Here is a 26,318-nt window from a genome sequence, read left to right as displayed (position 1 = left end):
CTAGTTGAGGCGAGTCTGAAGATAACGGACGAGCGTGATCAGCGAATCGGCCGAGGAACGCTCATCACGTGCGTCACACATGACAACGGGCGTCTCGGGAAGCAGGTCCAACGCCTCCCGGATCTCATCGAGCGGGTGATCCGGCGTACCGTCGAATCGGTTCACGGCGATGGCGTAGGGGATGCCGTAGTGCTCCACCAGGTCCATCACCGGGAAGGAATCCTCCAGGCGTTCGGGATCGACCAGCACGAGCGCCCCGAGGGCCCCGCGCGACATGTCCTCCCAGACCTGAACGAAGCGCTGCTGCCCCGGTGTTCCGAAGAGATACAGGACCAGTTTCTCACTGAGCGTGAGGCGCCCGAAGTCCATGGCGACCGTCGTCGTGGTCTTGCCCGGCGCACCCTTCGGGTCGTCAATTCCCGCGCCGGCCTGCGTCATGACCTCTTCGGTACGCAGCGGAGGAATCTCGGACATGGTCCCGATGAACGTCGTCTTGCCCACGGCAAAATGCCCGACCACGAGGATCTTCGCCGCGGTCTGCACCGAATTGCGCAGATAGACACCGTCACCCGAAGCGAGCCTGGAGTCCATTCAGCACCTCCTCAAGGATTTGCCTGTCGACAAGCTGGGCAGAAGGTATGGGCGCCCGCGTGCGAAGGTGCCCCTCCTGCGTGAGGTCGGACACCAGAATTTTGACGACACCCACTGGGAGCCGTGTGTGTCCAGCGATCTCGGCGACCGAAAGGAATCCTCCCGAACACAGCTCCAGCAGGCTGAGCTTCTCGGGATCGAGAGGTTTCGTCCGGGGTGGCTCCTCATGCACTGTGACCAGTGAGATCAGCGAAAAATCGCTGGCATCGAGGAGGTCACGGCCGTTTGTGATGACATACGGCCGCACTAATTCCGCGGCTTCGTGTTCCAGGTCCGGTTCGTCCGAGGTCGTCATGGTTGAATATCAGCCCTCTCACGCGGGGGGCTGGTCAACGCTTTGCCGAGCTGCCCGACGAGCTGCTGCATGCGGAACGTGATCTCGGCCATGTCGACATCGGGGGACGCCGAAACGGCGAGATAGGCCCCCTCGCCGGCCGAGATGAGAAAGACCCACCCATGGTCGAACTCGACAAGCGTCTGACGCCATTGCGGCCGCCCGTTGGGGCCACCGCAGAAATCGGCGACCGTACGACTCAAGGACTGCATACCGCTCATCGCGGCGGCGACGGTGTCGGCATGGTCCCGGCCGACGTCCTTGGAACGCGCCATGAGAAGACCGTCGGCGGAAACAAGAATTGCGTGTTGCGCTTCGGGCACTTCCAGAGCACTGTCAAGCATCCACGACAGATCGTAGTTCACTGAGCCTCATGCCCTTCACTGCTTGCATTGGTGGAACGACGGCCCGATTGCGTCCCCCGCTGGAAGGCACCCATGACGGAGGCGGCCTTCGCACTGTCCCGGGCCTGGCCGTCGGCGCTGCTCTCCGCATCCGCCGGCACGATGGATATGGCGCCACGCCGCCGCCGTTTCGGAAGGCCGCCGGCCGTGGTCGCGGGAGGCGGGGAGCTCTCAGGGCTCTCCTCGGGCGGCATCGGAGCGGACGCGGCCACGGCAGGACTCTCCTCGGGCTCGTGCAGGGACGTGAGTAGATCGTCGGGAAGAAGGACGACCGCGCGCACGCCGCCGTAGGGCGAGGTGGAGTCGACGGAGACGCTGAAGCCGTAGCGGGCGGCGAGCACACCGATGACGGTGAAGCCGAACTGCGGCGGATTTCCGAGGCTGGAGACGCCGGGCGAGTGCTCACTCGACAGCAGTTCCGCGGCTCGCGTCCGCTCCTCCTCGTTCATGCCGACACCGGCGTCGTCGACGACGATGCACACGCCCTTGGGGACCGGCCGGATATTGATCTCGATCATCGTTTCCGGAGCCGAATAGCTGGTGGCGTTGTCCAGCAGTTCGGCGAGCGTGAGCGCGACCGGTTCGACGGCGCGGTTCACGATGGCGAAATTGCTCTGGGAACGAATCTCGACGCGCGTGAAGTGGCGGATGCGCCCCTTCGCACTGCGCACCACGTCGTACAGCGAGGCAGCGTTCCGCCGCCGGCCGAGCCAACCATCACAGAGCACGGCAATGGATTGCGCACGCCGTGCGAACTGCGAGTTCATGTGGTCGATGTCGAGGAGGTCCTGAAGAATCTGGTGCTCGCCGTACGCTTCCTGCATCTTGGAAATCGCCAGCTGTTGCTCGCTCGCCAGACCCTGTAGGGTGCGCATAGCGGCCTTGAGCGTGTTCTTCGTGGCCTCTTCGGCCCTGTCCTTGGCCTCTTCGACGGCCTCCGCGTAATGCTCCTCCAGTGTGGCGTAATGCTTCCGGAGCTCGTCCTGTTCCTTTCGTAGCTCCGTGATCTTCTTTCTACCGCGAATAATCGCGGTAGCAGCGACAGGGACACCAGCGATCAAACCCCAGAGCGCTGGATCCTGAAAGTACTGCGTCATAGGACTCTCTTCGGACGACGGAGCCACCGGGTATTGCACGCCTGACTGACGGATGTCTCGTCACTTTTGTTTCCAGACATGCGTGAACGGCCGCGCAGGGTCGCCGGCCAGAAAGCCATCGAGGGCCCGGCTAATGGCATACCTCTCCCCGGGGTGGCGGTTTCTTAGGCCAATGCGCGGAATTTCGCTTTTGCCATAGCAGGTAATTACAGCGCTTGGCAAGTGTGATGATCTTAGCATCATGGCGCTGCCCGTCGTCCACGCCGATCTGGCCGCCCCCGACATCTGACGGAGATTCAACAAAGGTTCCCTTTGGGGTCATTGGGCGTTCTTGCCGGGCCCTTTAGCGGAGGCGGCCCACGGATGTCAACGCTGACTCTTCGCCGATAGCGCGGTGGTGACAACTCGTCACGGAGAGCCATTCTCAGTCGTGTTGGATCGCCGGGTGCGGCCACGGGCAAGCGCCACAGGGTCAAACGGAGGGCACCGGCCCCTGCATCTGCTCGCTGATCCAGTGCAAGGACTCGGCCATGCTCCGGAGGTAGGTGTGGCCGCTGTGCACGCCGTGCGGCGTTTCGAAGAGCGTGGTGCGAATCGGCCCGCCGGTGTGGTCGCGGATGAAGCTCTTCACATCGGGCACCGCGGCCTCGTCGGAGCCGAGTTCGAAGGCGAGGTAGACCGGGGGACCGTGCCGTGCGACCAGCTGCCGGGCCAAGCGCCGGGGGTCGTTCGCCCGCATCTCGGCCCGGTGCCCCCGCCACATCGGCGAATCCGGGGCGGTGTCGGGCCCGTTGACGACGGCCGCCTTGAACTTCTGCGGATACTTGAGCACCGCCTTCAGCGCGGCGAACCCGCCGGAGGAGGACCCCATGAACGCCCAGCCCTCCCGGCCGTCGTAGGTCCGGAAGTTGGCGCGCGCGAAGGCGGGAACGTCCTCGGTCAGCCAGGTGCCCATCTTCGGCCGGCCCGGGATGTCGCTCCCGTCGTGGTATTTCTTGCCCGGATTGAGCACCGGCATCACGACGATGAACGGCAGCGTCCTGCCCTGCCGCGACCACCGTGCGATCCGCTCCTCCAGCGCGAATCCCTCCCCCGCCCAGTAGTTGAACGGGTAGCCCCAGGCCCCGGGCAGCGCGATCAGCACCGGAAAGCCGCTCCTGGCGTACTCCGCCCGGTGGTACTGCGGCGGCAGCCAGACCCAGATGTCGCCGGTGAACCCGGACTTCCGGCCGTGCCACCGGGTCGTGACGACCGCGGTTCCGTCGTCCCCTGTCGTGCGGTACGGCAGGAACGTGGAGCGCGGGCCGAGGGGCGGCACCATGCGGGGCCTGCCGTTGCCGCCGTCCGCGGCCCGAGCCGGCGGCCGTGCCGCACCCGAGGCGTCGGCGATGTCCACGCCGAGGCTGCCGCACCCGGCAAGGAGGAGCGCCACCGCGACCGCACTCACCACAGCCCAGACACGCAGGCACTTCATCGGACGTTCTCCTCGTGCACGGCCCGGCCCCGGGGCAGCCCACTCTGCCGCCGCGACGCCGGACGAAAGGCACCAGAATAAGAGCGGCGGACCGGCACGGAGCGCCGCCACGGGCTCGTCGCCGACCAGGCAATTCCGTGTCACCAGCGGCCGAAGGAGCCGCCCCGCGCGTCAACGGCGCCGGCGGTGCTTCCCCCGATCGATAATCCCCGCGCGCTGTTTACCCGACTGTCGGTTCTGGCACCATGGGGCCACGAGGAATGCGGCACGGTCCGTGCCGTGGACGGGGATGCGATGAGCGCGTGGGCCGATCAGCGGCCGCTGCCCGGCGTCGTGGGGCGGGCCGTTGACCACGAACACCTCTCGGGGCTGCTGAACGGCACCCCCCTGGTGACCCTGACGGGTGGCGCCGGAGTGGGCAAGAGTCTCCTGGCCAGTGCCGTCCTCGAAGACCACATCGCGCGACACAAAGGCACTTTCGTCCGGATCGGCTGATGGGACGGCCTGACCGCAGGCGGCGAACCGACCGGCCGACGACCTGCGTCCATTACCCACTGCTATCACCCGAATGCTGTCGGCATGCGAGAGTGCCGGGGCGGCGGCATGCTGGGCTCATGAACCGTGCACCTGTGATCGTGCATCCGCCCTCGACCGGCGGCCGTCGCGTCACGCTCAACGGCCACGACCTCGGGCGGGCGCGCCGCACCGGTGACGTCGCCGCCTTCCTGCGCCGGGCCGGATTCGCCACCACGACGTTCATCTGGGAGGACGCGGGAGTCTTCGAATGGCGCGACGGCGGACCCGACATCTGGACCATGTCCTGACGGAGCGACATCACCTGTATGGCCGGGCACTTCTGTGCGCCCGGCCATCCCCTTTGCCCCCACGGCGTTCGCGCAGGCCACGCAGCTGCCACCTGCCGGTTCGGCACCCCCTCTCAATCGTTCAAAACAATCAACTCAGTTGAACTACTTGAGCGTTTGACGGGTCGTGTGTACAAACCGTTCAGGACATGCGGACGACGGGCGGGCCCGTAAGGCGTGCCGTCGGCCGAAGCGCAGGACTCTCGACCGAAGGGAACGGCACATGCGCATCCGCGCGGGCGTCTTCGGCGCCCTCCCCGTCATCGGCTCGGCACTGACTCTCCTTGCGGCCTCCCCCGCCGTTGCCTCCGTCATCTGGAACGGTGACGCGGCCGGGGGCACCGCGGTGTTCTCCTCGGTCCTGTGCGACGCGCCGGGCAGCGTCACCGCGCAGGACAATCACGACGGACACGGCATGGTCTTCAAGTTCAACAAGCCTCTGGGCCTTGAACGTTGTGAGGCGCACGGCCTCTCGGTCGGCGGTTCGCGCTACGCCTTCCACAACGACCGGACGTACTACCTCGGCTGGGACACCTCCACCAATACCGCGGACGCGGCGACCATCTTCCAGTGGAAGTCGTACGGCACCGGGGACCAGCAACAGCAGAACTACCCGGTGCTGATGAAGGTGGAGGGCGGTGTCCTGAAGTTGTTCCACATCGCGGCCGGGGAGAAGTGGACCCTGAAGTGGAGCACCCCCGTGGCGACCAGCACGTACAAGCGCATCGTGCTCGGGATCCACACCTCCGACGAGGCGTCGACCGGCTGGGTCGAGGCGTACTACAACGGCTCCAAGGTGGCCTCGTTCTCCGGACGGACCTGGGACGACCTCGGCAACGACACCCGGTGGGGCACCTACGGCGCGGACGTCACGAACGCGCGGGTCATCAACTGGGTGGACGGGCTGAAGGTCGGTACCAGCTACGCGGACGTCGCCTAGCGCGCGTCGGAGAAAGGGGCGCGCGCCTTTCTCGTCGATCTTGTCGGGTGGACGACAGCTCTCTCGCTGCCGCGCAGGTGGGAAGGTGAAGGTTCGCATCCACTTCGAGGGAAGAGAACCTTCGTTATGGCCGTCATCCACCGCACCGTCCTCAAGCCGACCAAGCTGGAACTGCTCACTGCCTGGCTGCCCACCCGCCCGTGGTACCGCGGCGGGGCGGGGGAACCGGAGTTGGCCAAGGCCGGCGGCTTCCGGCTGGACGATCCACAAGGTGAGGTCGGGATCGAGTTCATCGTGGTCACCGATGCGTCCGGCCCTCGCCCGACCGCCTACATGGTGCCGCTCACCTATCGCGGTGCCCCGCTCGCCGGCGCGGAGCACGCTCTCGTCGGCGTCATGGAGCACGGGGTGCTGGGGCGGCGCTGGGCATACGACGGCTGCCACGACCCGGTGTTGGTCGCCCAGCTGCTGGCCCTTGTCGAAGGCCGGGTCCAGGCCCAGGACCAGAACACCAGTGATGCCCCCGACCGGGAGGTCACCCGCGCCTACACCGGCGAAGGTGCCCTCGCCACGGACGTCGTCGCCACGGCCACCGACAACCAAGAGGGCACCGAGGTGCTCGCGCCCCACGGCATGGTCCTCCATTTGCAGCGGCTTCTGCGCCCTGCCCCGGAGGGCCGGCCTGTACCTCCGCAGGGGACGAGCGGACACGTCGCCGGCGCCTGGGACCTGCCGGATGGCACCCGCGCGTCGGGGCTCTTCGCCACCTTGCGTACGAGCCATCGGGCCTAGCCGGCGCCCGTTGGCCCGTTCGACCGCGGGGCGATCTTCGTATCGTGCTGTGACCGCCCATGACGACTACACGGGCCGGTTCCCTGTGCGTGGCCGGCAAAGGCGACGGCCCGGCAGCGAGTGCTGCCGGGCCGGTGTGGGCTTCGTCTGTCCCGCGGCGGGTCGGCCGAGGTCAGCGGTGGCTCCTGCGGGTCAGTCGACCGTCGCGGGGACCGGTGCCTCCGCCTCGCGCTCGGCGGCGGCCTTCTGCGCGCGGCGCTTCATGACGATGAAGGAGCCGACGCCGAACAGCAGGGCGGCGACAAGACCCAGCCAGGAGAAGCGCTTGAGCCACGGCTCGGCGACGATGCCCACGCTGTAGATGAGCGCGGTGGTGCCGCCGGCCCAGACGATGCCACCGAGGACGTTGGCGATGAGGAACTTCCAGTACGGCATCTTCAGCACACCGGCCAGCGGGCCGGCGAAGATGCGCAGCAGGGCGACGAAGCGGCCGAAGAACACCGCCCACATCCCCCACTTGTCGAACTTGGCCTCGGCCATGGCGACATGATCGGGGCCGAAGTGCTTGGGGAACTTCCGGCCGGCCCAGGTCAGCAGGGGCTGTCCCCCCTTGCGCCCGATGATGTACCCGATGGAGTCACCGATGATGGCGCCGCCGGACGCGCAGGCGCCCAGCACGAACGGGTCGATGTGGTCCTGGGTGGCGGCGAGGATCGCCGCGCTCACCAGGACGATCTCGCCGGGCAGGGGAATGCCCAGGCTCTCCAGTCCGATGACCACCCCCACCAGGAGGTAGACGCTCACGGCCGGTACGGTCTCGAGCCACTCCTGGATGTGCAACGCCGATTCCTCCGCATGCTGTGGGGCCCCCGTGGGCCGCTGACCGGAGTCGATGACACCGGTGCCGGTCGATACCCTGACGCGCCGCACAGGGCGCCCGCGAAGCGTACTCGATCGCCTTGGACGCGGGCCGGTTCATGCGCCGTTCAGCAACGCCTACCAGGGCGGTCCGCCGTCCGGCAAACCCGCCGGGCGATCCGCCGGGTGTCGCGGCACGACGACGGCCCGCCGTGCGTCGCACGACGGGCCGGGAGAGGCGGGCGGGCCGGGGTGTGTGCCCCGTCCGGGCGGCGTGGGCGCGCTCAGCTGTACCGAGGCGCCCCGAGGGCCGGTCCCGCCGAGGACGTCACATGGCCGTGGGCGTCACTTGTTGGGGCGCAGGGTCCACACGATGGTCATCTCGCCGGTGACCGCGCCGTCCTCGCGGGTGATGGCGACGTTCACCGGGAACTCCGGACGTCCGCCGGCGTCGAGCTCGGCGACCACCTCGGCGGCCGGCCGGCCCAGCTCCGCGGTCGCGGTGACCGCTCCCATCGCGAGCTTCTTGTAGCCGATCTCGGCGCGGACGGCGAGCGGCACGGCACGGCCGAGCTGGTCGCCGAAGGCCGCCATCACGATCGCCCCGCTCGCCGACTCGGCGAGGGTGAACATCGCTCCGGCGTGCGGGCCGCCGACGTGGTTGTGGAAATCGGGCTGGTCGGGCATGCGGACCACGGCACGCTCGGTGGTGGTCTCCGCGAAGTCGAGGTTCAGGGTGCGGGCCATCGGCACGGATGCCGCCATCATTTCGCCGATCGACGGCAGGGTCTCGGAGGACATGGCGGCATGTTACCTGTCAGTAGCTTGTGCTGGGAAGAGCCGGCCGCGATCCGGGACGGCCGGCCCACCCGCAGGCGCTGTTCCCGCGTGTCCGGGCCCCGCATATCGTTGACATCCATGTGGCCAGGACTGCAGGACACCGGGGGCGAGCGGGCCGCGCACCCGGCCCACCGCGCACCGACAACCCCGCGCCCGCGCACCCCCCGGCCCCCCGCCGCGGCCCGCCGGCCGGTGCGGTCTTGGTGACGGCCCGCCCCGCCTGGGCCGGGCGCAACTACACACTGCTCACCTGCGCCACCGTGATCGCGAGCCTGGGCAGCTCCGGAGCGCTCATCGGGGCGGCCTTCGCGGTCCTCGAATCCGGCGGTACGGCCACCGACGTCGGTCTGGTCGCCACCGCCCGCACGATCCCGCTCGTCCTCTTCCTGCTGATCGGCGGCGCGCTCGCCGACCGCGTCCCCCGGCACCGCGTCATGGTCGCCGCGAACGCGCTCAGCTTCGTCTCCCAGGGACTGTTCGCCCTGCTCGTGCTGGCCGGGGATCCGCAGCTGTGGCAGATGGCGCTTCTGGCCGCGCTCGGCGGCACCGGGCAGGCGTTCTTCGCGCCGGCGTCCGAGGGCATGGTGCTCGCCAGCGTCTCGGGCGAGCACTCCGGCCGGGCCTTCGCCGTCTTCCGCATGGGGATGAACGGGGCGAACATCGGCGGCGCGGCGCTCGGCGGCGCGCTGGTCGCCGCGGTCGGCCCCGGCTGGGTGCTGGCCATCGACGCGGCCACCTTCGCCGTCGCGGGTGGTCTCCGCGCGTTCCTCGACGTCAGCAAGGTGCCCGCGCGCGCCCCGGGCGGCGGGATGCTGCACGACCTGCGGGACGGCTGGCGCGAGGTGGTCTCACGGCCCTGGCTGTGGGCGATCGTGGTGCAGTTCGCCCTCGTCAACGCGGTCATCGCGGCGGCAGAGGCGGTCTACGGGCCGCTGGTCGCCGAGGAGCATCTGGGCGGTGCCGGCCCCTGGGGACTGGCGCTCGCCGCCTTCGGCGCGGGCACCGTCGTCGGCGCACTGGTGATGACCCGCTGCAAACCCCGGCGCATGCTCCTGGTCGGCGTGCTCTGTATCTTCCCACTCGCCCTGCCCTCCGCGGCGCTGGCCGTGCCGCTGCCGGCGGCCTGGCTCACCGCGATCATGTTCGTCACTGGGGTCTCGGTCGAGATCTTCGCGGTGACGTGGATGATGGCGCTCCACCAGGAGATCCCCGAGGAGAAGTTCTCCCGGGTCTCCTCCTACGACTGGTTCGGCTCCCTGGCCATCGTGCCGATGGCCACCGCGCTGGCCGGCCCCGTACAGGACCTCATCGGCAGGCCCGCCGCCCTGTGGGGATGCTCCGCGCTGGTCGCCCTGCTCACGGTGGGGGTGCTGTGCGTCCCCGACGTACGACGGCTGGAGCGGCGCGCGACGCCGCCGGTCACGGTTCCGCCGCCGGCCCAGGAGCCGGTCATGGGGGCGGTGCCGAGTTCGGTCCTGCCGCCCGCTCCTCCGCGGGACGGCGCCGCCACCGCGGAATGAGGGCGCCCGCACCCCGGGTCCGCGCGGACGCGGCTCAGCCGATGCTGAACGCGCCGTCCGGCGGCACCGGGGAGGCCACCGCGTCGACGTCCCGTACGGGTGCGGCGCCCGCGATCAGCCGCCGGAGCGCCGCGCCGTGCTCGACCCGGGCCGGGAACGCGTCGCCGGCCGTCCGCCGGGCCAGGGCGGCGAGAGGAAGTTCGGCCCCCGAGGCGACCAGCACCGCGTTGCCGAAGCGCCTGCCGCGCAGCACCGACGGCTCGGCGATCAGCGCGAGGTGGTCGAAGACGGTTCGGAAATTGGCGAGTTGGCCGCGCAGGAAGTCGAAGGGTGCGCTGTCGGCGAGGTTCGCGGCGTAGATGCCGTGCGGGCGAAGCGTCCGGGCGGCGGCGTGCGCGTACTCGACGGAGGTGAGGTGCGCCGGCACCCGCGAGCCGCCGAACACGTCCGCCACGATGACGTCGGCGCTGTCCTCCGGTGCCGCTTCCAGTGCCGTCCGGGCGTCCTGCGCCCGCACCGCGATGCCGGAGCCGTCGGGCAGCGGCAGGTGTTCCGTCACCAGGCGCAGCAGCCCACCGTCCGCGTCGACGACGTCCTGGCGGGAGTGAGGGCGGGTGGCGGCGACATAGCGCGGCAGGGTCAGCGCCCCACCGCCCAGGTGCAGCACGTCGAGCGGACGGCCGGGCTCCCCGGCTTCGTCCAGGACGTGCGCCACCCTGCGGACATACTCGAACTCCAGGTGCGTGGGCGCATCGAGGTCGACATACGACTGCGGCGCACCGTCCACCGTCAGCAGCCATGCCCGGCGGCGGTCCACGTCCGGCATCAGCTTGGCGGTGCCACAGTCCACGGTCCGGGTGACGGGTATCGGGTCGGGTGTCTCGTCCACGGTCACATTGTGCCGGTCGGAGCCGGGCCCCCGGATCCGTCGGGTCCGGGGGCCCGGCCTCAGCTGGTACGGACGACCCCGCGGTGCGCTCAGTCCGACCAGACCTGGTGGATCTCGGCGGCGTGGCGGGCCGACTGGCGGCGTCCCGCGCGGGCCGCGTCCGCGCGTTTGGCCGGGTCCAGGACGTTACGGCCGAACGCCGCCCTCGCCTCACGGTCAGGAGTGACCACGCACACCCGGGCGCCTTGGCGCGCGAGGGCGTCGCCCTGGGTCCGCGGTGCCGCGATCGGCCCGCCGCTGACCGCCATCGGCGCGACCACCACCACCCGGGCGTAGCCCGCGGCCAGATCGACGTTGGCGCTGGAGTGCACGCCCCCGTCGATCCACCGCACTCCGTCGAGGGTGACCGGCGGATAGACGCCGGGCACCGCGCAGCTCGCGGCGACCGCGTCGACCAACGGGACGCCACTGGTGTCGTCGAAGGTGGCCCGCTCCCCCGTCGCGGCGTCCACCGCGGTGATCACAAGCCGTCGCGCGGGCCAGTCGTCGAAGTCCAGGGTCCGGGCGATCACCGAGCGCTGTTCCGCCTCCGGGACCGTACGGGCCGCGAGCGCGAGGCGTCCCATGCGCGCGCCGAACGACACCACGTCCCGTGAGCGCAGCGCGATGGCGGCGAAGCGCGCCATCGCGGCGGGCCCCATCCTGGCGCCCGAGCGGCCTTCAGGCACCGCAAGCTGCCGCTGGTACATCTCCTCCAGGGACAGCCGCTCCGCCGTGAGGTGCGCGCCGACGATCGATCCGGCCGAGGTGCCGATGACGACATCGGCGGCGGCGAGGTCGATGCCCGCCTCCGCGAGACCGGTGAGCATGCCGATCTCCCAGCCGATGCCGGTGATCCCGCCGCCGCCGAGGACCAGTGCCGTGCCCGCCATGCGATGTCCCTTCTCTCCCCCGGCCCTCCCCCCGGAGCGCGTGGCTTGCCCGGGCCGCCCGGTCCGGAGCAAGCAGTCTCGCACTCGGCCCATCGGCTGGACAGCACGCGGCTGCGCCCCGCACCCGTGGGGGTGCGGGGCGCAGCCGGCCCTCCTGTCCTCAGGGCACGCGCCGTCCGCTCACGCCTCGACGGAGCGCACCGTGCCCGCGCCGACGGTCCTGCCGCCCTCGCGGATGGCGAAGCCGAGCCCCTTCTCCAGCGGCACGTCCCGGCCCAGCTCGACGGAGACGGTCACGGTCTCCCCGGGCCGCGCCACCGCCCGCTCGCCGAGGTCGAGGTCGCCGACCACGTCGGCGGTGCGGAGGTAGAACTGCGGCCGGTAGCCGGTGGACAGCGGCGTCCGGCGTCCGCCCTCCTCCGTGGACAGCACATAGACCTCGGCGGTGAAGCGGCGCCGCAGGGTGACGCTGCCCGGCGCCGCGACGACGTGTCCGCGGCGTACCTGGTCGCGGTGGAGACCACGCAGCAGCAGGGCGACGTTGTCCCCGGCCTCGGCGGACTCCATCGGCTTGCCGAACGTCTCCAGCCCCGTGACCGTGGTCTCGGCGTCCGCTCCCAGCACCGCCACCCGGTCGCCGACCCGCACCGCGCCGCGCTCGACGGCGCCGGTGACGACCGTGCCGCGCCCGGTGATCGTCAGCACGTTCTCCACCGGCAGGAGGAACGGCGCGTCGACGTACCGCTCGGGCATCGGCACGTACGTGTCCACGGCGTCCAGCAGCGCGTCGACCGCCTGTGTCCAGCGCGGGTCGCCTTCCAGCGCCCGCAGCCCCGAGACGCGGACGACCGGCACGTGCTCCCCGTCATAGCCGTGCGCACTCAGCAACTCCCGCACCTCCAGCTCCACCAGGTCGGTGAGCTCGGGGTCGCCGGCGTCGGCCTTGTTGAGGGCCACCACGATGTGCCGTACGCCGACCTGCTTGGCGAGCAGCAGGTGCTCGGCGGTCTGCGGCATGATCCCGTCGAGCGCGGAGACGACGAGGATCGCGCCGTCGAGCTGGGCGGCGCCGGTGACCATGTTCTTGATGAAGTCGGCGTGGCCCGGCATGTCGACATGGGCGTAGTGACGGGTGCCGGTCTCGTACTCGACGTGCGAGATGTTGATGGTGATACCGCGGGCGGCCTCCTCCGGGGCCCGGTCGATCCGGTCGAACGGCACGAAGGTGCCGCTCCCCCGGTCGCTGAGGACCTTGGTGATCGCGGCGGTCAGCGTGGTCTTGCCGTGGTCGACGTGGCCCATGGTGCCGATGTTCAGGTGCGGCTTGGTGCGCACGTATGCCGTCTTGGGCATGGTGTTCTTCCTCGCAACAATGCGGTGAGAACGGCGACTTCGCGCCGTGGGGACCCCCGGGCCCATCCGACCCTCCCCCTGCGGGGTCCGCCGGACAATCCGGAGAGGGTCAGCTTCGTGCGCCGTCGTGCGCGGCTGCGGCCGGGACGGCTGCTGCGGCGACGGGGGTGGCCGCGGCCACCGAGGCGGCGGCCGCGGCCGCGCACTCCGCCGCCGCGAGGGCCGCGAGGATGTGGAAGGCAGCCTTCGGCGCGTCCGCGACTGCGGACGGGAGCGGAAGGAAGGCGTGCCGGAACATGCGTCTTATGGTGCCGGGCCGTCGCTGCGACGTCGAACGATTTAATGGAGCGGGAAACGTGACGCCGCGAGCCGGGCGAGGCCCCGACGCCATGTCATCTCCCCTCCTGCGCAACGCCGTACGGCCGGTCAGCGGCCCGCCGTACGGCCGTATCGCTGTACCGCCGTACCGCCGCAATACAGTCAGGCGCGCAAAGCAACGAAGCGGGTCTCACAACAGGGGTCACCGCGGGTCGGGCAAGGGATCACCGCGCGCCGGAAGGACACTCGTCACCCGGCCGGGTGGTGACCCTCACCGCTCTGGAACCGGTATCGCGCCCACGCGTCCGACGTTCGGCTCCTGGCCACCCCTGTCGGTTACGCTCCCCGAATGTTCGAACCCGCCGCAACGCCCGACGGCCTCGCCGCGCGCTGCACGCGTGTGCTCTTCTCCCCCTGGGCCCGCCTGGGCCTGCTGCTCGCCCTGCTGGCCTGCGCCGCGACCGCGATGCTGCTCTGGCAGCCGCAGCGCCTGCTGGCCGACGGCTGGCCACCGCAGCTGACCGGCCCGATCGCCGCCGTGGTCTTCGCGCTGGCGTACGGCGTGTGCACCACCGCCTTCGTCCCCCGCCCGATCCTCAACCTCGCCGCGGGCGCCCTCTTCGCCGACACCGTCGGCCTCGCCGCCGCGCTCGCCGGCACGGTGCTGGGCGCCGGGCTGGCCTTCGGGCTCGGCCGGTGGCTCGGCCAGGACGCGCTGCGCCCGCTGCTGCGCGCCCGCTGGCTGGCGGCCGCCGACCGGCAGTTGAGCGAGCACGGCTTCCGCTCGATGCTGGCGATCCGTCTCTTCCCCGGCTTGCCGTTCTGCGCCAGCAACTACTGCGCCGCGGTCTCCCGTATGGGCTGGCTGCCCTACCTCCTCGCCACGGCGCTCGGCAGCATCCCCAACACCGCCGCGTACGTGGTCGCCGGGGCGCGGGCCGCCACCCCGACCTCCCCGGCGTTCCTCATCTCCCTGGGGTTCATCGCGATCAGCGGACTCGGCGGGCTGATCGTGGCGTGGTGCAAACGCAAGGCGCTGCGAGGGCGCTGAGGCCAGACCTCCCGACCCGCACGCAACTTCTGCCCGCCCTGTTCCCGCGCGCGGTTCCCCGGCCGCCGGCCGCCGGCTCACGAGCCGTCACCGGACGGGCGGCGTGCTTCCGGGAGTCCCGGGGCGCGGGGCCCTTTGGCCGCCCGGACATCTTCGGGCGTTACGCTGCCCTCCGTCGGCCGATGATCCGCATCCGCCGTCACCGCCTGCTTTCTCCCCGCCCGCGCCGGTAAGCGCTTGATCACCCTTGGATAGCGTACTTTCCATGACCTGGTTTGAATCTTTCGTCCTCGGGCTCGTCCAAGGGTTGACCGAGTTCCTGCCCATCTCCTCCAGCGCGCACCTCCGCCTGACCGCGGCCTTCGCCGGCTGGCACGACCCCGGTGCCGCCTTCACCGCCATCACCCAGATCGGCACCGAAGCCGCCGTCATCATCTACTTCCGCAAGGACATCGGGCGGATCATCTCGACGTGGGCACGCTCACTCTTCAACCGGGAACTGCGGCACGACCATGACGCCCAGATGGGCTGGCTGGTGATCGTCGGCTCGATCCCGATCGGCGTGCTGGGCATCACCCTCAAGGACGCCATCGAGGGACCGTTCCGCGACCTGCGGCTGATCGCGACCACCCTGATCGTCATGGGTGTGGTCCTCGGCATCGCCGACCGGCTGGCCGCCCGCGACGAGGTCGGCGGCCGGCACCGCGCCATCAAGCAGCGCAAGTCGCTCGATGACCTCAACGTCAGGGACGGCCTGATCTACGGCGTCTGCCAGGCCATGGCCCTCATCCCCGGCGTCTCCCGCTCCGGTGCCACCATCAGCGGCGGCCTGCTGATGGGCTACACCCGCGAATCCGCGGCCCGCTACTCCTTCCTGCTCGCCATCCCCGCGGTCCTGGCCTCAGGCGCCTACGAGCTCAAGGACGCCGGCGAAGGACACGTCTCCTGGGGCCCCACGATCTTCGCCACGATCATCGCGTTCGTCGTGGGCTACGTGGTGATCGCCTGGTTCATGAAGTTCATCTCCAGCAAGAGCTTCATGCCCTTCGTGATCTACCGCATCCTCCTGGGCATCGTCCTCTTCGCGCTGGTCGCCGCGGGAACGCTGAGCCCGCACGCGGGCGATTCGGCGGGCTGAGACAGCGACCGGGATGCCGGTCCGACGCTCACCTTCCCGTGGTTTTCCAGCAGTTCCTCGCATGAAATCGCATCTGGGTGCAGACGACCGCGTAGATCATCTCCCACTGGTCTCCCATTTGCAGGCCCCCATCCGGGTACGCGAAACCGGACCCCCGGAACACCCGCCCGGCAGGTGGAATGGGCGATCCCGGGGTGAGGTGCGGGTGGTGCAGGTGCTCCCGAATGAACGCCTGGATGCGCAAGGTGAGAGTCCGCCGGTGGGTCACCGAGGAGAGACAGTCGCCCGCTTCGAGCAGGTGGAAGAAGAGCACGGCGGCCAGGTCGGTCAGTGCCGTGCCCAGTCGAGGGCCGTCGGTGGGCTGGCATGAGGTGGTTTCCTCGGTGAGTCGGATGACAAACCGCGCGAGGACGGCGCCCATTCCTTCCCGGGAAGGTTGTGATGGCGTGGGAGCCCGGTGTTAACAGTGCCGGAGTGATCACCACCGATGGCGCTCGGCTGGGCGCGGAATCCGCGCGGCGACTGGCGCGGCGCGCTGGGCGGCCGTGGGGACTTCCGCTGGAAGACCGGGTGCTGCTCTTAGCCGCGTACTGGCCTACGCAGCGCTCATGGCAAGTCCCACGCTCTACATCCCCGAACGTTCCCGCTATTAGGGGCCGGCAGATCTCGGCAGTGCAGACCTGAGTTCGGCGAGGGTGCTCCGTCGTCGAGCGTCTGCTCAGATACCCAGGACTGCTCGAGCGGTGACGAAGTAGATCACCAGTCCTGTGGCGTCCACCAGCGTCGTGACCATCGGGGCCGAGACTACCGCCGGATCGATGTGAAGGCGTCTGGCCAGGAGCGGCATGGTTCCTCCGACTGTCGCCGCCCACCCGCAGATGATCACCAGCGCGGTACCGACCACAAGGGCGAGGCGGACGCCTACGAACACCGCGCCCAACGCCATCCCAAGGGTTGCCAGCATCGTTCCGATGACGACCCCCACCCGGCACTCACGCCAGATGATCGCGGGCAGGTCGGAGCTGCGTACTTCGCCCACGGCCAGCGCGCGTACGGCGGCGGTCGCGGCCTGCGCCCCCGCGTTTCCGCCTGTGCCGATCAACAGCGGGATGAACATGGCGAGTTGGGTGACCTCTTCAAGGGTGCCTTCGAAAGCCTGTGTCACCGTCACAGTGAGTGTCGCGGCCAACAGCAGAAGCAGGAGCCAAACGACCCTGTAGCGTGCCAACTGCCACACGGTCGCCGCCATGTAGTGACCGCTCCACGGAGCCGATCCTGACTGCCGTGCGACGTCTTCCGTGTCCGCCTCCTCGATCACCTCGACCGCGTCGTCGATGGTGAGCAGCCCGACGAGCCTTTCCTCGCTGTCAACGACGGGCAGGTCCAGGGTGTTCGTCTCGCGCATCAGACGTGCCGCGTCTTCCGCGGAGGCAGCAGCGTGCACACGTGGGGCATCAAGCACGACGAGGTCAAGGACATTGCTTCCCGGCGGGCTGAGTACAAGCTCACGTAGCTCGACGACTCCGGTCAGGCGGCGTCCGGCGTCCACCACTGGCAGCGTGTAAACCGTTTCGGCATCCGCGCCTTTGGACCGAACGAGATCCAGCGCCTGTTGTACGGTCAGGCGCTGGTTCAGAGCGACCACCTCGGGTGTCATGTAGCGCCCCACCGAGCCTTCCCGATACCCCAGCAGAGCGGCGGTCACCTGACGCTCGTGAGCACTGAGCCCCGCCAGGACCCTCTGAACCACCTTGGCGGGGGCCTCGCGGAGCATGCGCACACGGTCGTCGGGATCCAGCTCTTCGACCAGCTCGCGGAAGGCCACGTCCCGCAGTCCCATCAGGATGGCTTGCTGATCCACGGGCTCCAGTTCCTCGAAGACCTTGATGGCTTCGTCCTTGCCCAGGAGGCGGAAGGCGACGACCGCGTCGACGGCGTTCATACGGGCCAGCTCGTCGGCGATGACGTGGGGTGTGCGCCGGCCCAGCAAGTACTGTGCGTCGCGGAGGTCGTGGCGCTCCAAGGCGTCCTGAAGGCCGGTGGGCAGCTCGTCATCGGGCAGCTGAATGTGCGTCATGGCAGGAGTCACCTCGGCTGGTGCTGGGGAGGGCGGGATGCTCTAGTACGCGAGACGGACGGGTACTGAAACGATCCCTGCCTGGTGGAGGTCAGCTGTGACAACTCACAGCACGACCAAGTGCAGGACGGCCGTACGCGAAGTTCGACCGGGAGGCTCGCTCTGCACGGCGAACCACCTCCCTCCTCCGCGTACGGGCAAGGCGTCGTGCCACGACGGTTTCGTGATGCCAGAAGGCTCCCCTCGGAGCCGGCCCACCGGTCCGTACGGCGATGTCAGGCCCGGGTGACCAGCGCGAAGGTCACGCCGGACGGGTCCTTCAGCACGGCGACTCGTCCGACGCCGGTGACATCCGTGGGAGCGGAGATGACCGTGCCACCCAGCGCGACCGCCCTCACCGACGCCGCATCGACCTCCTCGACGCCGAAGTGCAGAGTCCAACCCTGCGAGTTCGCGGTCCCGTTGGTGATGCCACCGAACTCCTCTGGGTCACCATCTGCCGCCACATGGGCGATGTGCCCTGCCATCTGGGGTTCGGATGCCCAGCTGAAGACCTGGGTATAGAACGCTGCGGAGCCGCCGGTGTCGGGGGTACTCAGTCCGAACCAGGACGGCGTGCCGGGTTCGCGTACCAGGCCGGACCCGGGGTGCTTGTCCGGCTCCCAGGCGCCGAAGACTGCGCCGTCGGGAGCCTCGTAGACGGCAGCACTGCCGGCGACCGACACCTTCCTGGGAGGGCTGACCACGCTGCCTCCGGCCGCCTCCACCGCTTTCGTCGTCTCGGTCAGGTTCTCCGTCATGAAGTAGACGCTCCAGCCGGCCGAGTGCTCCTCGCCCTCCTTGAGCTTGATCGCGCCCACGATCTTCTCTTGGCGAAGCGTGAAGTTCACGTAGCCTCCCGGGAGTTCCAGGGCCTCCCAATCGAAGAGGGAGGTGTAGAAGGCACGAGCAGACGCGACGTCGGGAGTGTCGAGATCCGCCCAGCACGGTGCGCCGGGAAGGTGGCGAGTGATCTTCATTGTTCTCTCCTCAACACTGCATTGATCGATCTTCGTCACGGGGACCGGCCATGTTTGAGGCTCGGCTCGACCAGCGTGGCCGTCCACTGCAGCGCGACTCCAGTGAGAGCCGGGAACTCGTAGATCCTTTCCACCGGCGGGGCTGACCACGGCGAATTCGCTCACCCATGTGGGCGCGGATCGGCAGAGCTACGGACCCGTCTCGGGTAGCCGGGTCCTGGCCCTTCCCTGACTGTGGGCTTCGCCAGGCCGTCCAGGAGGATTCGCGTCGTAGCCGGTGAGGAAGGGCCGGAGAGCTCCCCGGGGGTGTAGGAGCTCTCCGGCCGGTAGGAACGCGGGGAAGCCGACGGGGACCGTTAGCCGGCTTCTGTCGGCGGGCAGTGGCGTCGACGGCGACTGCCCCCGCGTCCCGCAGGGACGGAGCCGTTATCGGCTTCCGTCTGACACGGTGGAGACGGCCCGGGCCAGTGTCACCACGCGTTCGGCCTGGACTCGCGCCGCGTTGCGGGTGATGTCACCTACTGGGGCGCTGCCGCCGGCGTCGTGATGCGCCGTCCCGTAGGGGTTGCCGTCGGCGAACTTGTCCGGGTGGGTGAATCCGGGCGCCACGACGATTCCGCCGAAGTGGTGGAAGGACTGCATCAAGGCCGGCAGCGTGGACTCGTTGCCTCCGTGAAGGCTGCCTGTGGAGGTGAAGCCGCTGTAGACCTTGTCGGCCAGTTCGCCCTTGCGCCAGGCACCGCCCAGGGTGTCGATAAACTGCTTGAGTTGGGCGGAGATGTTGCCGAATCGCGTCGGTGACCCCATGAGAACGGCGTCGGCCCACACAATGTCCTCGACGCTGGCCACAGGGACATCGGCCGTTGCCGCGGCGTTGGCTGCCCAGGCCGGATTGGACTCGATGGCGTCCTCAGGCGCCGGTCCCCGAACCTTGCGCAACCGGACCTCGGCGCCTGCTTTCTCGGCCGTCTCCACAATTTCGCCGGCGATGTCGGCGAAATGGCCCGTGGCGGAGCAATAGATGACGGCGACCTTTATTGCGTCCTTCATGGCAGCGATCACCAGTCCGCCAGGTGCAGGACCTTGACCTGCTCCTCGAACCTCGCCTCAGTGGCGGTGGCCGGGTAGGCGTACGCCCGGTTGTAGTACACGAGCGGCGTCCGGTCGTCTGCATAGGTGTCCAGCACGCGTCCGATGAGGATGCTGTGGTCGCCGGCATCGACAATGGAGTACATCGAGCAGGCGACGCGGGCGCAGGCACCGTGCGAACCAGGCAGTCCCAGTTCACAGGGCTCCATGTCGCCGGCGGCGAAGCGGTCGACTCCGGACTGGGCGAAGCGCCGCGCGACCGCGTCCTGGCCGTGCGCGAGGACATTGATCAGGAAGCGGCCGGCGGACGTGAACGCCTCGTGTGTGCTGGCGTTCTTGTTCAGGCAGACCAGGACGAGGGGCGGGTCCAGGGAGACGGAACTGAACGAGTTTGCGGTAAAGCCCCACCGGCGACCCGTGCCGTCGATCGTGGTCACCACGGTCACCGGTCCCGGAACCCTTGCCATCGCATGCGTCAATGCTGTGTGTTCCATCGTGTCATCTCCGGTTCGTCACAGGTCAGGGATGGAGTCGGCGCGTACGCCACCCGTGAGGGTCCTGGCGGTCGTAGCGCAGCCTGCGGTGCAGTCGCTCGGAGTCTGCGCACCAGAACTCCACGGCGACCGGGGCCAGCCGGTAGACGACGAAGTGAGCCGGGCGGGGCAGCGGAGTACCGGGAGCCTCCAGCCGGGCAGCCTCGGTGCGCAGGGCTGCCACGGCCGCCAGGTCATCGAGCGGTTCGCTCTGCCGGGAGACCATGGACATGGAGTGCATGGGGATCGGCCGGTCGAACCAGAAGGCGTCGGATTCTGCGTTGTCGAGCTGTGACACCGGGCCGGAGAAGATGAGTTGCTGGCCGGTCTCCCGCCAGTAGAGCAGGCCGGAGGCCCATCTGGTGGCGGCCAGTTCGCGGCCCTTCTGGCTGGTGCTGTGGCTAGCGAAAGCCAGCCCGCGGTCACTGATATCGGTGAGGGCAACGATGCGGCTGGATGCCCGCCCCTGGCTGTCAGAGGTCGCCAGGGCCAGCGCGCGGGGTTCCCGCACACCGCGTGCGGTCGCCTCGCCGATCCACTGCTGGACGAGAGGCATGGGGTCGGGCGGTGGATTGTCGTACTCGGGGAAGTCGATGTCGATCTCGCCGGTGAGGCTTTCGAACTGGCTGGTGTTCACGTGGTCCTCGCTAGACGTAGAGGGTGCCGCGGGCTGCTATGGCGCCGTGGCCGCCGACCTGCACGCTCCGGACGTGATTGCCCGTGCCGTACGCGGTGGCCAGCATGAGCGAGGGTCGGCCCATCTCGACCCCTTGGAGGATCTGAAGGCTCTCCCCGTACTCGCTGAGTCCGTGTCGGGCCAGGTGGATCGCGAGGGGGCCGGCGGCCGATCCGGTCGCCGCGTCCTCAACCACTCCATAGGCGGGTGAGAACATGCGTGTCCGCCAGCGGGTGCCTTCGCCGGCGAAGCAGTTGGCTGCCATGTCCGGGAAGCGGCTCAGGGCCCGGTGGTCCGGCCTGAGACTCGACAGCGCCGTCACGCTCTCCAGCCCCACGAAGACGTGGCGAGGGCCGTTGCGGTAGATCTCGACCGGCGTCGTGGACTCCGTGACACCGAGGGCTTCCAGGAGTTCCGCGCGGTGCTCGTACGGCTCCCATGTGGGGATGGGCTGCTCCATCCGCACTACCGGGACGCCCTCGTCGTCGTGGAGTTGGAACGGGACGTGCCCCATGCCGGTCTCCAGCAATAGGCGGTCCTCCTTGAGGGTGTGGCCGAGGGCAACCGCTGTGCCGAGCATGGGGTGGCCCGCGAACGGCAGCTCGTTGACGGGGGTGAAGATGCGGATCCGGGCGTCACCGCCCTGCTCCGGCGGCAGGACGAAGGTGACTTCGGAGAGGTTCATCTCCCGGGCGATGCGTTGCATCAGCTCGGCGGTCAGGTCGGCGGCGTCGAAGAATACGGCCACGGGATTGCCTTCGAGCGGTTGGCGTGCGAAGGCGTCCACCACTATGTATTCGTGCAGCAAGGTGTCTCTTCCCCCCGAATGGATGTGGGCGCTGTTGTCCGCGGCCCGAATACGGGCCCAAGGCCCTGCAGCTCGCGGAAGGAGCACGCTCCTTCGACCGCGGCCTCGACGTCGAACCCGGTCCGATGAGTGGGCGGACGGCCGATCAGTTCCGCGGCCCGGTTCGCCGGTAGGTCGGCCGGGCGGTCGGACTCCCAGAGCATGACTGCGCCCCAGCGGTTGTGCTGCCTGTCCGCCATCCAGAACTTCAGCCGCAGGCCCGGAACTTCTCGCCAGACATCGACGGTGCCGTCCCGCAGGTGCTCACGCAGGGAGTCGATAGTCTGCGGGGATCCGTCGAGATCCCACCAGGCGATGTCAACTCGCACGGTTGAGCACCTCCCGGATGGCCTGCCCGACGATGCGCGGCCCGTCGACGGTGAGGACCGACTCGGCGTGGAACTGCATCGAGGCGAAAGCCGGGCCGCGGAGGGCATGCACGTGACCGGTCGCCTGGTCACGACTCACTTCCACCAGGCCGATTCCCTCGATGTCCAGCTTGTCCTCGGTGCTGCGGGCGGCGAACGTGTTGTAGAAACCCACTCGTTCGCGGGAGCCGAACAGATCGATCGCCCGCTGCACACCCTGGTTGGGAACATCCCGGCGGACGAGATCGAGGCCGAGGGCCTCGCTGAGCACCTGGTGGCTCAGGCACACGGCGATGAACGGCCGCCGCTGCGCCAGAAGCTCGTCGATCGCCGAACGAAGGTGACTGATCTTGGGGTCGCCGGCGCTACGAGGGTCGCCGGGGCCAGGCCCCATCACGACGAGTTCATTGCCGTCGCACTCGTACGGTTCGTCGAAGCGGGTGACCGTCACCTGGACGCCCTGCGCACGGAGCTGGTGTCCGATCATCGCCGTAAAGGTGTCCTCCGCGTCGATGACGAGTGCCTTCAGCCCCTCAAGTCCGGTGATCGTCGGCCGGCGGCTCGCACTGTCCTGCAGCCAGAACTCGGCGATTCCGGAGTTGCGACGGCTGAGGGCGGCGCGGACCTCCGGGTGCGCGCCGAAGCGGCGGGGGCCTCCCGCATCCAGGGCAGCAAGGAGCCCCGAAGCCTTGGCACGTGTCTCCGCGACCTCCGAGACTGGGTCGGAGTGCCGCACCAGGGTGGCGCCCACACCGATGCGCACCCGGCCATGTGGGTCGATGTCAGCGGTGCGGATGAGGATGGCCGAGTCGAGTGAGCGCTCACCGTTCACGTCCCGGCCGATCAGCGCGGCCACACCGCTGTAGTAGCCGCGGCCCTCGGGTTCGTACTTCCGGATGACGCGTGCCGCGCTCTCCAGCGGGCTGCCCGTGACGGTGGGGGCGAACATCGTCTCGCGGAGGATCTCGCGCACGTCACGGTCGGTCTGTCCCTCGATGAAGTACTCGGTGTGGGCGAGCCGAGCCATCTCTTTGAGGTGCGGGCCCTGGACCCGGCCGCCCCCCTCGCAGATGCGGGCCATCATCTTGAGTTCCTCGTCGACGACCATGTACAGCTCGTCGGTCTCCTTGCGGTCCGCCAGGAACTCGGTGACGCCCTCCAGCGTGGGGCCGGCCGGGGGATAGCGGTAGGTGCCGCTGATCGGGTTCATCACGGCCGCCCCGCCGCTGACGGAGATGTGCCGCTCGGGCGTGGCGCCGACGAAAGTGCGCTGACCGGTGTGGATGAGGAAGGTCCAGTACGCGCCCTGCTCCCGCTCCAGCAGTCGTCGGAAGAATGCCAGTGCGCTATGGAGCGAGTAGTCGCTGATGTCGGCCACGAAGGAGCGCTTGATGACGAAGTTCGCCCCTTCGCCCATGCCGATCTCGTCCGTGACCACGCGTCGTACGGTCTCGGCGTAACGCTCGTCGTCCACGTCGAAGCCGTTGGCCGTCAGGTGGGTCGGCGTGTCCGGGAGCCGTAGCAGGAGTTCGGGCACAGACACCGTGGCCTGGCTGTTGATCGACAGGGAGAGGATCGGGGCGCCGTCGTCGGGTGCCGTGCAACCCCGCTCGGTGATCTGACGGTACGGCACCACGACCAGGACGTCGTGGTCGGTCAGCCGCGAGTCGGCCTCCCTCCCGGTGAGGGGAATGTCGGCCAGGGTGCTGGGCAGAGTCACGTCGCCGACCAGGACATCGACGGTGTCCGGCACCGCCCACTCCGGCCGGTGCAGCAGGGCGAAGGCGGACGGCTCCAGGTTCAGGACACGGCCGAGCAGGTCGCCGCCGGAATCCTGGCTGCTCACGCGAATACCTCCGTGGACGGAACGATCTGGGCACAGCGCTGAGCCGCGTACTCCAACGCGAGCCGGTGGTGGTTCTCGGAGAAGTCGCCGAGGGCGTCGGCCACCAGGAACGCCTGGATGTCGTTGGTGAAGGCATCGAGCGCCGTCGCCAGGACACCGATGTGCGCGTACACGCCGCACAGGACGAGCTGGTCACGCCCTGCGGCTCGCATTCGCTCCAGCAGGTCCGAGTGGAAGAAGGCGCTGTACCTCCACTTGGTGAACATCCAGTCGCCCTCGGCAGGGGCGAGCTCCGGCATGACTTCCCTGTCGGCAGGGTCGGGGCGCATTCCCGGGCCCCAGAAGTCCTTCAGCAGCCCTCGTTGGTCGTCGGTCATCCGTCCGGGCTGGGCGGTGTACGCCACAGGAATGCCGAGAGCGGTGCACCGCTTGCGCAGCGTGGCGGCGTTGTGGACGAGCTCGGTGCGCAGTTGGTCCGGCAGGGCGTTGAGGAAGTAGCGCTGCATGTCATGGACGAGCAGGACGGCGCGCTCCGGGCGCGGTGTCCACTGCGCCAGGTTCTCGGGCAGACTCCCCGCGGTGGGCAGGGAGTACGACGCGATGGGGGGTAAGCCGGCCATCGAGTAACTCCTTTCCAGCGATGTGGCCGAGGCAGCAGCGGTGTTCACGAAGCCTCGGACCAGGCCGTGACCAGGGAGACAGCCTGCCGTGAGTTGAGGCGGGGGTCGCAGAACGAGGTATGCCGGCTACCGGCCGAGCCGACTGCGGAGGCATCGGCCACGCACTCGGTTACGTCGTCAGGGGTGGTTTCCAGGTGCAGGCCACCGGCCACTCCGCCCGCCGCCGCCACCGCGCGCCGGAACCCGGCGACCTCGCGGGCCATCGCGGTGAGCAAGCGGGTCTTCTTGCCGCCCGGTGTGGTGACGGTGTTGCCGTGCATGGGGTCGCACAACCAGATCGCGGGATGACCCGCGGAGCGGACGGCCGCCACCAGGGACGGCAGGCGGTCGCTGACGACGTCGGCGCCCATGCGTGCGATCAGAGTGAGACGGCCGGGTTCTCGGAGCGGGTCGAGACGCTCGCACAGGGACGTGATCTCTTCGGCGGTCATGCTGGGGCCGACTTTGCAGGCCACCGGGTTCACGACGTCGGCGAGCAGCTCGACGTGGGCGCCGTCCAGTTGGCGGGTCCGTTCGCCGATCCACGGCCAGTGTGTGGAGCCGAGCCAGCGCCTGCCGTCCCCGACCTCGCGGATCATCGGGACTTCGTAATCGAGGAGGAGCGCCTCATGACTCGTCCACACAAGGGGTTCGATGCTCGGCCATACGCGGAGAGCCGGTGCGCGCCATCCCAGGTGTTCCACGATGTCGCCCGCCGCCATGTATCCGGTGAGGATGCGTAGCGGGTCCGGCTGCCTGCTCGCCAGGTCGGGTTCCGGACTGTTGACCATGTGCCCGCGGTAGACCGGCAGGACGAGGTCGCCGACCTCCTCGAAGGAGTTCGATCGCGGTTTGGCGAATTGTCCCGCGATGCGCCCGACACGGAGGACCGGCTTGCCTGTGACCATCTTCAGGGTGGTGGCCAGCAGGTCGAGCGCGGCGGACTTTCGGCGGACGTGCTCCGCGGTGCACTCCTCCGGGTCTTCCGCGCAGTCTCCCGCCTGCACCACGTGTGCTTCGCCCGCGGCGACGGACGCGAGCAGCGACCTGAGGGTGTGTACGTCGTCCACGCGGACCAGCGGCGGGCGGAAGCTGAGAATTTCCTTCACGCGCTGGATCTGTGAAAGATCGTTCCATTCGGGTTGTTGCAGGGCTTTGGCTCTCTGGATTTCTGTTACTGCGTGTCCCACGACTGTTCCCCCGTGAGGTGATGAGGTTTTACGGCTGGATCGTGACGGTCCGCGTTTCCGCGGACGACCTGTCAGGTCGGGATTCCCTCGCGCTCGATACGCGGGACGTCGATTCCCAGGGAGCGGAACTGCTGGCACGGGTTCATGAACTCGCGCTGCTGCTTTATCTTCCCGTTCTCGAACAGGAAGGAGTGGAGGAAGTGATTGCGGTAGGCGCCTTCGGGATATCCGGGGAAGAGGATTTTCCCCTCGCCGTCACACTCGACCCAGAAGCGGTTGGGGTCCTGAGTGTCGAAGATCTCGATGTTGATCCAGGCCCAGTCGGGGAAGCACTTGAGCGACCAGACGGCGTGTTCCCCCAGCCGGTCGCGGCCGCGGATGACTATCGGCTCACCGCTCTCCGTGGTCCACAGACCGCCGACGCCGTCCTCCGTGAAGAGGAGGTGCCGCCGGCGCCGGTCCTGTCCGCGGGTGTGCATGTACTGCTCGACGATGGCGCGGTTGTGGGCGCGCAGCTCGGTCTCGTCGGTGGGTATTTGGGGCGCTGCCATGAGTTTCCT

At 69.0% G+C, this 26,318-nt stretch carries 29 protein-coding genes; 7 read left to right on the top strand and 22 right to left on the bottom strand.

Features of this window, described 5'->3' with window-relative positions; translation table 11 throughout:
• From ACH4FH_RS19055 to ACH4FH_RS19035, 5 genes are all read right to left on the bottom strand, one after another.
• Window positions 1-591, bottom strand: a complete 591-nt coding sequence (locus ACH4FH_RS19055; RefSeq protein ID WP_398557012.1) for a GTP-binding protein — start codon at window positions 589-591, stop codon at window positions 1-3.
• Window positions 566-946 carry a DUF742 domain-containing protein gene (locus ACH4FH_RS19050; protein WP_398557011.1) on the bottom strand — a complete coding sequence of 127 codons (381 nt, stop codon included), beginning with the start codon at window positions 944-946 and terminating at the stop codon, window positions 566-568. Before ACH4FH_RS19050 ends, ACH4FH_RS19055 begins: the two co-directional genes overlap by 26 nt.
• Complete coding sequence (locus ACH4FH_RS19045; RefSeq protein WP_398557010.1) at window positions 943-1,350, bottom strand: roadblock/LC7 domain-containing protein; 408 nt, start codon at window positions 1,348-1,350, stop codon at window positions 943-945. The genes ACH4FH_RS19050 and ACH4FH_RS19045 overlap by 4 nt, the downstream gene beginning before the upstream one ends.
• Window positions 1,347-2,486 (bottom strand): ATP-binding protein, encoded by a 1,140-nt coding sequence (locus tag ACH4FH_RS19040; protein WP_398557009.1) that lies wholly within the window; start codon window positions 2,484-2,486, stop codon window positions 1,347-1,349. The genes ACH4FH_RS19045 and ACH4FH_RS19040 overlap by 4 nt, the downstream gene beginning before the upstream one ends.
• Before the next feature lie 472 nt (window positions 2,487-2,958).
• Window positions 2,959-3,960, bottom strand: coding sequence for an alpha/beta hydrolase (locus tag ACH4FH_RS19035; protein ID WP_398557008.1), 1,002 nt, complete (start codon window positions 3,958-3,960; stop codon window positions 2,959-2,961).
• Window positions 3,961-4,239: 279 nt separating this feature from the next.
• Here ACH4FH_RS19035 and ACH4FH_RS19030 point away from each other — a divergent pair, with 279 nt between their 5' ends.
• From ACH4FH_RS19030 to ACH4FH_RS19015, 4 genes are all read left to right on the top strand, one after another.
• Window positions 4,240-4,455, top strand: a complete 216-nt coding sequence (locus tag ACH4FH_RS19030) for a hypothetical protein (protein ID WP_398557007.1) — start codon at window positions 4,240-4,242, stop codon at window positions 4,453-4,455.
• Window positions 4,456-4,574: 119 nt separating this feature from the next.
• Window positions 4,575-4,784, top strand: coding sequence for a hypothetical protein (locus ACH4FH_RS19025; RefSeq protein ID WP_398557006.1), 210 nt, complete (start codon window positions 4,575-4,577; stop codon window positions 4,782-4,784).
• A 262-nt stretch (window positions 4,785-5,046) separates the two neighbouring features.
• On the top strand, window positions 5,047-5,763 hold the full coding sequence (locus tag ACH4FH_RS19020; protein ID WP_398557005.1) for a hypothetical protein: 717 nt from the start codon (window positions 5,047-5,049) through the stop codon (window positions 5,761-5,763).
• A gap of 126 nt (window positions 5,764-5,889) precedes the next feature.
• Window positions 5,890-6,555, top strand: coding sequence for a 1,4-alpha-glucan branching protein (locus ACH4FH_RS19015; RefSeq protein ID WP_398557004.1), 666 nt, complete (start codon window positions 5,890-5,892; stop codon window positions 6,553-6,555).
• Window positions 6,556-6,747: 192 nt separating this feature from the next.
• Here ACH4FH_RS19015 and ACH4FH_RS19010 read toward each other — a convergent pair whose 3' ends face one another.
• Together ACH4FH_RS19010 and ACH4FH_RS19005 are read right to left on the bottom strand one after the other, a co-directional pair.
• Complete coding sequence (locus tag ACH4FH_RS19010) at window positions 6,748-7,395, bottom strand: DedA family protein (protein WP_398557003.1); 648 nt, start codon at window positions 7,393-7,395, stop codon at window positions 6,748-6,750.
• Between the two features lie 363 nt (window positions 7,396-7,758).
• Window positions 7,759-8,214 (bottom strand): DUF4442 domain-containing protein, encoded by a 456-nt coding sequence (locus ACH4FH_RS19005; protein WP_398557002.1) that lies wholly within the window; start codon window positions 8,212-8,214, stop codon window positions 7,759-7,761.
• Window positions 8,215-8,456: 242 nt separating this feature from the next.
• Between ACH4FH_RS19005 and ACH4FH_RS19000 the strand changes: the two genes are divergently transcribed.
• Window positions 8,457-9,773, top strand: coding sequence for an MFS transporter (locus ACH4FH_RS19000; RefSeq protein ID WP_398557001.1), 1,317 nt, complete (start codon window positions 8,457-8,459; stop codon window positions 9,771-9,773).
• Between the two features lie 34 nt (window positions 9,774-9,807).
• On the opposite strand, the gene ACH4FH_RS18995 is transcribed toward ACH4FH_RS19000, so the two are convergent.
• From ACH4FH_RS18995 to ACH4FH_RS18980, 4 genes are all read right to left on the bottom strand, one after another.
• Window positions 9,808-10,599 carry a spermidine synthase gene (locus ACH4FH_RS18995; protein ID WP_398557117.1) on the bottom strand — a complete coding sequence of 264 codons (792 nt, stop codon included), beginning with the start codon at window positions 10,597-10,599 and terminating at the stop codon, window positions 9,808-9,810.
• Between the two features lie 152 nt (window positions 10,600-10,751).
• On the bottom strand, window positions 10,752-11,594 hold the full coding sequence (locus ACH4FH_RS18990; protein ID WP_398557000.1) for a patatin-like phospholipase family protein: 843 nt from the start codon (window positions 11,592-11,594) through the stop codon (window positions 10,752-10,754).
• A 180-nt stretch (window positions 11,595-11,774) separates the two neighbouring features.
• Window positions 11,775-12,947: an elongation factor Tu gene (gene tuf / locus ACH4FH_RS18985; RefSeq protein WP_398556999.1), complete on the bottom strand. Its 1,173-nt coding sequence runs from the start codon at window positions 12,945-12,947 to the stop codon at window positions 11,775-11,777.
• A 109-nt stretch (window positions 12,948-13,056) separates the two neighbouring features.
• Entirely contained in the window at window positions 13,057-13,245 is a 189-nt protein-coding gene (locus ACH4FH_RS18980) for a hypothetical protein (protein ID WP_398556998.1), read from the bottom strand.
• 369 nt (window positions 13,246-13,614) lie between these two features.
• On the opposite strand from ACH4FH_RS18980, the gene ACH4FH_RS18975 reads away from it, so the two are divergent.
• Both ACH4FH_RS18975 and ACH4FH_RS18970 read left to right on the top strand, forming a co-directional pair.
• The gene (locus ACH4FH_RS18975) at window positions 13,615-14,316 is read left to right on the top strand and encodes a TVP38/TMEM64 family protein (RefSeq protein ID WP_398556997.1); all 702 of its coding nucleotides are present in this window, start codon (window positions 13,615-13,617) and stop codon (window positions 14,314-14,316) included.
• A gap of 265 nt (window positions 14,317-14,581) precedes the next feature.
• Window positions 14,582-15,454: an undecaprenyl-diphosphate phosphatase gene (locus ACH4FH_RS18970; RefSeq protein WP_398556996.1), complete on the top strand. Its 873-nt coding sequence runs from the start codon at window positions 14,582-14,584 to the stop codon at window positions 15,452-15,454.
• Between the two features lie 28 nt (window positions 15,455-15,482).
• Here the strand turns inward: ACH4FH_RS18970 and ACH4FH_RS18965 are convergent, their stop codons facing one another.
• The 11 genes from ACH4FH_RS18965 to ACH4FH_RS18915 form a co-directional block, all read right to left on the bottom strand.
• Window positions 15,483-15,875: a hypothetical protein gene (locus tag ACH4FH_RS18965; RefSeq protein WP_398556995.1), complete on the bottom strand. Its 393-nt coding sequence runs from the start codon at window positions 15,873-15,875 to the stop codon at window positions 15,483-15,485.
• A gap of 297 nt (window positions 15,876-16,172) precedes the next feature.
• On the bottom strand, window positions 16,173-17,531 hold the full coding sequence (gene mgtE, locus ACH4FH_RS18960) for a magnesium transporter (RefSeq protein WP_398556994.1): 1,359 nt from the start codon (window positions 17,529-17,531) through the stop codon (window positions 16,173-16,175).
• A 275-nt stretch (window positions 17,532-17,806) separates the two neighbouring features.
• Window positions 17,807-18,550 carry a VOC family protein gene (locus ACH4FH_RS18955; RefSeq protein ID WP_398556993.1) on the bottom strand — a complete coding sequence of 248 codons (744 nt, stop codon included), beginning with the start codon at window positions 18,548-18,550 and terminating at the stop codon, window positions 17,807-17,809.
• 426 nt (window positions 18,551-18,976) lie between these two features.
• Window positions 18,977-19,600: a flavodoxin family protein gene (locus ACH4FH_RS18950; RefSeq protein ID WP_398557116.1), complete on the bottom strand. Its 624-nt coding sequence runs from the start codon at window positions 19,598-19,600 to the stop codon at window positions 18,977-18,979.
• An 8-nt stretch (window positions 19,601-19,608) separates the two neighbouring features.
• Window positions 19,609-20,106, bottom strand: a complete 498-nt coding sequence (locus ACH4FH_RS18945) for a flavin reductase family protein (protein ID WP_398557115.1) — start codon at window positions 20,104-20,106, stop codon at window positions 19,609-19,611.
• Between the two features lie 52 nt (window positions 20,107-20,158).
• Window positions 20,159-20,809 (bottom strand): phenazine biosynthesis FMN-dependent oxidase PhzG, encoded by a 651-nt coding sequence (phzG, locus tag ACH4FH_RS18940; protein WP_398556992.1) that lies wholly within the window; start codon window positions 20,807-20,809, stop codon window positions 20,159-20,161.
• 10 nt (window positions 20,810-20,819) lie between these two features.
• Entirely contained in the window at window positions 20,820-21,656 is an 837-nt protein-coding gene (locus ACH4FH_RS18935; protein ID WP_398556991.1) for a PhzF family phenazine biosynthesis protein, read from the bottom strand.
• A gap of 357 nt (window positions 21,657-22,013) precedes the next feature.
• Window positions 22,014-23,909 (bottom strand): anthranilate synthase family protein, encoded by a 1,896-nt coding sequence (locus tag ACH4FH_RS18930; protein WP_398556990.1) that lies wholly within the window; start codon window positions 23,907-23,909, stop codon window positions 22,014-22,016.
• A complete protein-coding gene (locus tag ACH4FH_RS18925) occupies window positions 23,906-24,529 on the bottom strand; it encodes an isochorismatase family protein (RefSeq protein WP_398556989.1) in 624 nt (207 codons plus the stop codon). Before ACH4FH_RS18925 ends, ACH4FH_RS18930 begins: the two co-directional genes overlap by 4 nt.
• 44 nt (window positions 24,530-24,573) lie before the next feature.
• Window positions 24,574-25,758, bottom strand: a complete 1,185-nt coding sequence (locus ACH4FH_RS18920) for a 3-deoxy-7-phosphoheptulonate synthase (RefSeq protein ID WP_398556988.1) — start codon at window positions 25,756-25,758, stop codon at window positions 24,574-24,576.
• A 71-nt stretch (window positions 25,759-25,829) separates the two neighbouring features.
• Window positions 25,830-26,309, bottom strand: a complete 480-nt coding sequence (locus ACH4FH_RS18915; protein ID WP_398556987.1) for a PhzA/PhzB family protein — start codon at window positions 26,307-26,309, stop codon at window positions 25,830-25,832.
• Between the last annotated feature and the right edge of the window lie 9 nt (window positions 26,310-26,318).

It is taken from the genome of Streptomyces sp. NPDC017993 (assembly GCF_044328065.1).
Lineage (GTDB): Bacteria > Actinomycetota > Actinomycetes > Streptomycetales > Streptomycetaceae > Streptomyces.
This window is presented reverse-complemented; position numbering and strand designations above follow the sequence as displayed.